This window comes from Ideonella sp. B508-1, assembly GCF_000333615.1.
Lineage (GTDB): Bacteria > Pseudomonadota > Gammaproteobacteria > Burkholderiales > Burkholderiaceae_C > Ideonella.
In genome coordinates this window covers 1-3,501 of the sequence record NZ_BADL01000020.1, presented here as the reverse complement: position 1 = coordinate 3,501, position 3,501 = coordinate 1, and the positions used below count along the sequence as shown (strand labels likewise).

The 3,501-nt window shown below is 61.2% G+C and carries 3 protein-coding genes; 1 reads left to right on the top strand and 2 read right to left on the bottom strand.

Features of this window, described 5'->3' with window-relative positions:
* The first annotated feature begins 74 nt into the window (after window positions 1-74).
* Complete coding sequence (locus I73_RS25240; protein ID WP_234409376.1) at window positions 75-2,987, top strand: conjugal transfer protein TraG N-terminal domain-containing protein; 2,913 nt, start codon at window positions 75-77, stop codon at window positions 2,985-2,987.
* 35 nt (window positions 2,988-3,022) lie between these two features.
* Here the strand turns inward: I73_RS25240 and I73_RS32210 are convergent, their stop codons facing one another.
* The gene (locus I73_RS32210; protein WP_022978936.1) at window positions 3,023-3,250 is read right to left on the bottom strand and encodes a hypothetical protein; all 228 of its coding nucleotides are present in this window, start codon (window positions 3,248-3,250) and stop codon (window positions 3,023-3,025) included.
* The coding region (locus I73_RS32955) for a hypothetical protein (RefSeq protein WP_040499377.1) at window positions 3,247-3,501 on the bottom strand (255 nt) is incomplete at its 5' end. The genes I73_RS32955 and I73_RS32210, both read right to left, overlap by 4 nt.

The following is a 3,501-nucleotide window of genomic DNA, read 5'->3' as shown; positions in this document are numbered from 1 at the left end:
CTGCTGACCTGCCATCGCGCGAGTGGCCATCACCGACAGGACGGGGCTGTGAGCCGCCGAGGACGGTTGACAACGTGCCGTTCGCGCTTGCGATAGTGGCTCAGACGACTAACGTGGGGTTCGGGTGGGCAACGCGAACCTACGAGACAGTATTCGGGGTACCTGACGAGCTGGGTCTTCAGAAAGGGGATGTTGCCTTCGGCCATCGAATCCTGAAGAACACCAATAAGGCAATCATCCGCGATCCAGGGCTAAAAGCGGATCTGATGCAGTTCTTCAAGGAATGCACTCTCTACGACGTGAAGGATGGGGTAATCACACCGGACCAGATCATCGGACAAACCGACACATGGACGACGATCTTCAGCAATACCAGCCCTGCACGGTACGTCACCTACAACACCCTGACGGCGACCCCTATTACAGACACCTGCACAAACGTGGCTGTGGTGTTGAAGGGGCGCGTTGACGCCGGGCTTGCTTCAGCTCAGGCGTTCTACGGACGCCAGAACTTCACGCGAGCTGACACCGACGCGGTAGCAAGCGCGATGTTCGCCAGTTCCATCGGCACGTCCTATGACTGGATTCTTGGCAGCTCAGCCACCGCATCGGACGCGATGAAGCAAGCGATGTTCAACAACGTCTGGCGGGAGGCTGGCAGCGAGTTGCCAGCGCTCATGGGCGACACCGCGCGGATTCAAGAGCTGCAAACGCTTGCTGGAGCCGCCCAAGCAGCACGCCAGGCCGACGGGTCCAATTCGACCCTCTCGATGCTCGCGCAAGAGACATTGCCCCACATGCGTAACTGGCTGGAGGCGATCATCTACGCAATGTTCCCGGTGGTCGTGGTGCTGATGGTGGTTGTGTCCCAGGACGGCGCGAAAAAGGTCATCGGGGGCTACATGATGTCCCTGGCCTGGATCGGCATGTGGCCCGTGATGTTCGCAGTCATCAATCACTTGTCGCTGATGCACCTTCGACACAAGATGGCGGCGTTAAATCTCGCAGCAACTGGCGGCGTGCCCTTTCAGCTCAGCGACACCTTCGATGCGACGCTGGGGGACGAGCTTTCCGCGATTGGTTATCTGGTCGTTTTGGTGCCATTTATTTCTGGCGCGATCATCAAAATGGGCCAGGGTGGGTTCATGTCGGTGGCCGACAGGATGGTGAGCGGGTTCAGCAGCGCTGGCGCCGCCGTTGGCTCGGGAATGGCCAACGGGAATGTGAGTATGGGTCAAGCGGGTTTGGACACCGCTTCGGTTAACACCACGTCGATGCACAAGTTCGACAACGACATGAATATGTCTGGTGGTGGGGCCTCGATAGGGTACGGAAATGGTGACACGGGCCGAATCTCGGCTGACGGCACCATGGCCTTCACGGCGATGCAGAACCAACTGCTGACCAAGATGAACCTTGACGAGCGCTCGCAGGCGGACCTGTCCCACGAGGGGCACACTGGCCGGTTCGTCGGGACTGGCCAGCAGGACGCCGACAGGGGCAGCAGGGCAGCAACGTTCACAGAGGTGAAGGGGCACGACAACACCCGAGGCAACCAGCAACACTCCGAAGTAAGCGCTGGGGTCTACAGGTCTGGGCAAGAGACTGGCAACCACACGACTGGTCAGCGCATCGGCAAGACGTATGACGACAACTCGTCCTTCAGCCATGGGGCCGGCGTGACAGACACGGGGTACATGGGGTTGAACGTGTCAGGTGGAGCAGGCTCTGGTGGTGGAGCTGGGGTAGGAGCTGACCCAACCAAGCCAGGCCTGCCTGGCGCGGGACGCCAGGCGCCACACGTCCCGAACCCGGCAGAAGAGAAGCGGATCGCGGACGCGATGAAGAAGGGCAATGCAACTCAGGCGGAGATCGACAAGGCGATCAGGAACTACAGGGGCGGCGCCACGGAGACGGTCTACCGCGAAGTCACAGACGACTACGGCAACCTCCAGCGCATTCCAATCGGGCAACAGAAGCCGGGCGAGGCGCCGCGCGCCGAGCCCAAGCGCTCGCTGGGCGCCATGGTTGGCGGAACGCTGGGCCTCAACTCGCAACGTCAGTACACAGCCGTGCACGCCAGAGCCAAGAGCGTCACGAACCAACATGGAGAGAACGAAGACGCGCAAATCAGCCGCGGATACACCATTGGCGGCCAGAGGGCGGTCAACGCGGGGACCGGTAGCCAGTCAGCACAAAGCAACCGGGACGGCAAGGATGCGAGTCGTTCGGATACGCGCGAACGGAGTCACGTCGAAGACCTGTCTGTCCGGCAGGAGGCTGGCGCGGGCGACAAGGCAAGTCGAAGCGAATCGTACAGCGCAACGATCAGCCGCGACCTGATGGCAGACCCCCACCTTCTGCAAAAGGTCGCCGCTAGGAATGGCATGACGGCCGCCCGAATGATGGGCCAGTCGAGTGGCGAGGTCATCAAGATGGTGAAGGCCTACGCAGCAGAGCGTGGCATGTTCAAGGAGGCACAAACGATGCCGACGCAGAGCTTCGCGGGAGAGGCAATCCCTGACAGCAAGGCTGACCTTGAGGCGCGTGAGGCCGAAGCTCGCAAGCGTCTGCCGAAGGACACCGTGGATGCCAAGTTCAAGAAGGACGCGGGGCGCACGGGATACGCGGGCACAGCTCCAGTCACGGCTGACACCACGATGCCTGCCATCGTGACGGCGGCAGAGGGTGAGGTGAGAGCAGAACTGAACCCCGATGCGAAGGGAAGCATCCCGCAGCGCGCAGCGGCGCTGGACGAGAACGTCCACGCATTTGCCAGCCCGGACAAGGAAATCGGCGCTGGCCGCGCGAACCCGGCCTACATGACAGAGCAGGCTGTGAAGGCCGATGTCGTCGACTTCGGCGAGAAGCTGTGGGACAAGGTGAAGGGCGGGGACGGGATGGCAGACGGCGAGAAGCTGAACGAGAACAAGCGCCGCGAAACGAGCACCGATCTTGAGGTCAACGCGCCGACGAAGAAGCAATGAGTGGTAGGGGCTTCGGCCCCTACCACTTGCGATGCTCAGTCGGGATAGAAAAGGGGTTGACCGGTCTCCGAATTGATCGGAGCGCAACCCGTGCGGCCGGTCGAGCCGTTGAAGACAGGCCCGTAGTGGACGCCAGGGGCTCGATACGAGTCCCTAGAGAAGCCAGAGAAACCGTCACTGAGCCACCAGGCCAGCCAGACGGGGAAGCCGAAAACGATACCGCCGACAAGCCACGGCCCGATGGCGTTGATGAAAGCAGTCATGGTGACTTCCTCTCTTCGATGATGAAGTACATGGTCTGGCCGGTTCCGCCAGGAACAAAGCCGCTGTTGACCACCCTGTAGCCCTTCTCATACAGCTCAGCAATGCTGGAGAACTTGCCAAGGCCGCGACAACCGATGACGGTCTGGTCCTTCTCAAGACCGATGTTGTACGAGTAGCAGATCGTCCCCTTGGGTGGGGGTGAAGCAGGGGCATCGGCTGCTTTCGCGGAGACGCCACATGCTGCCAAGAT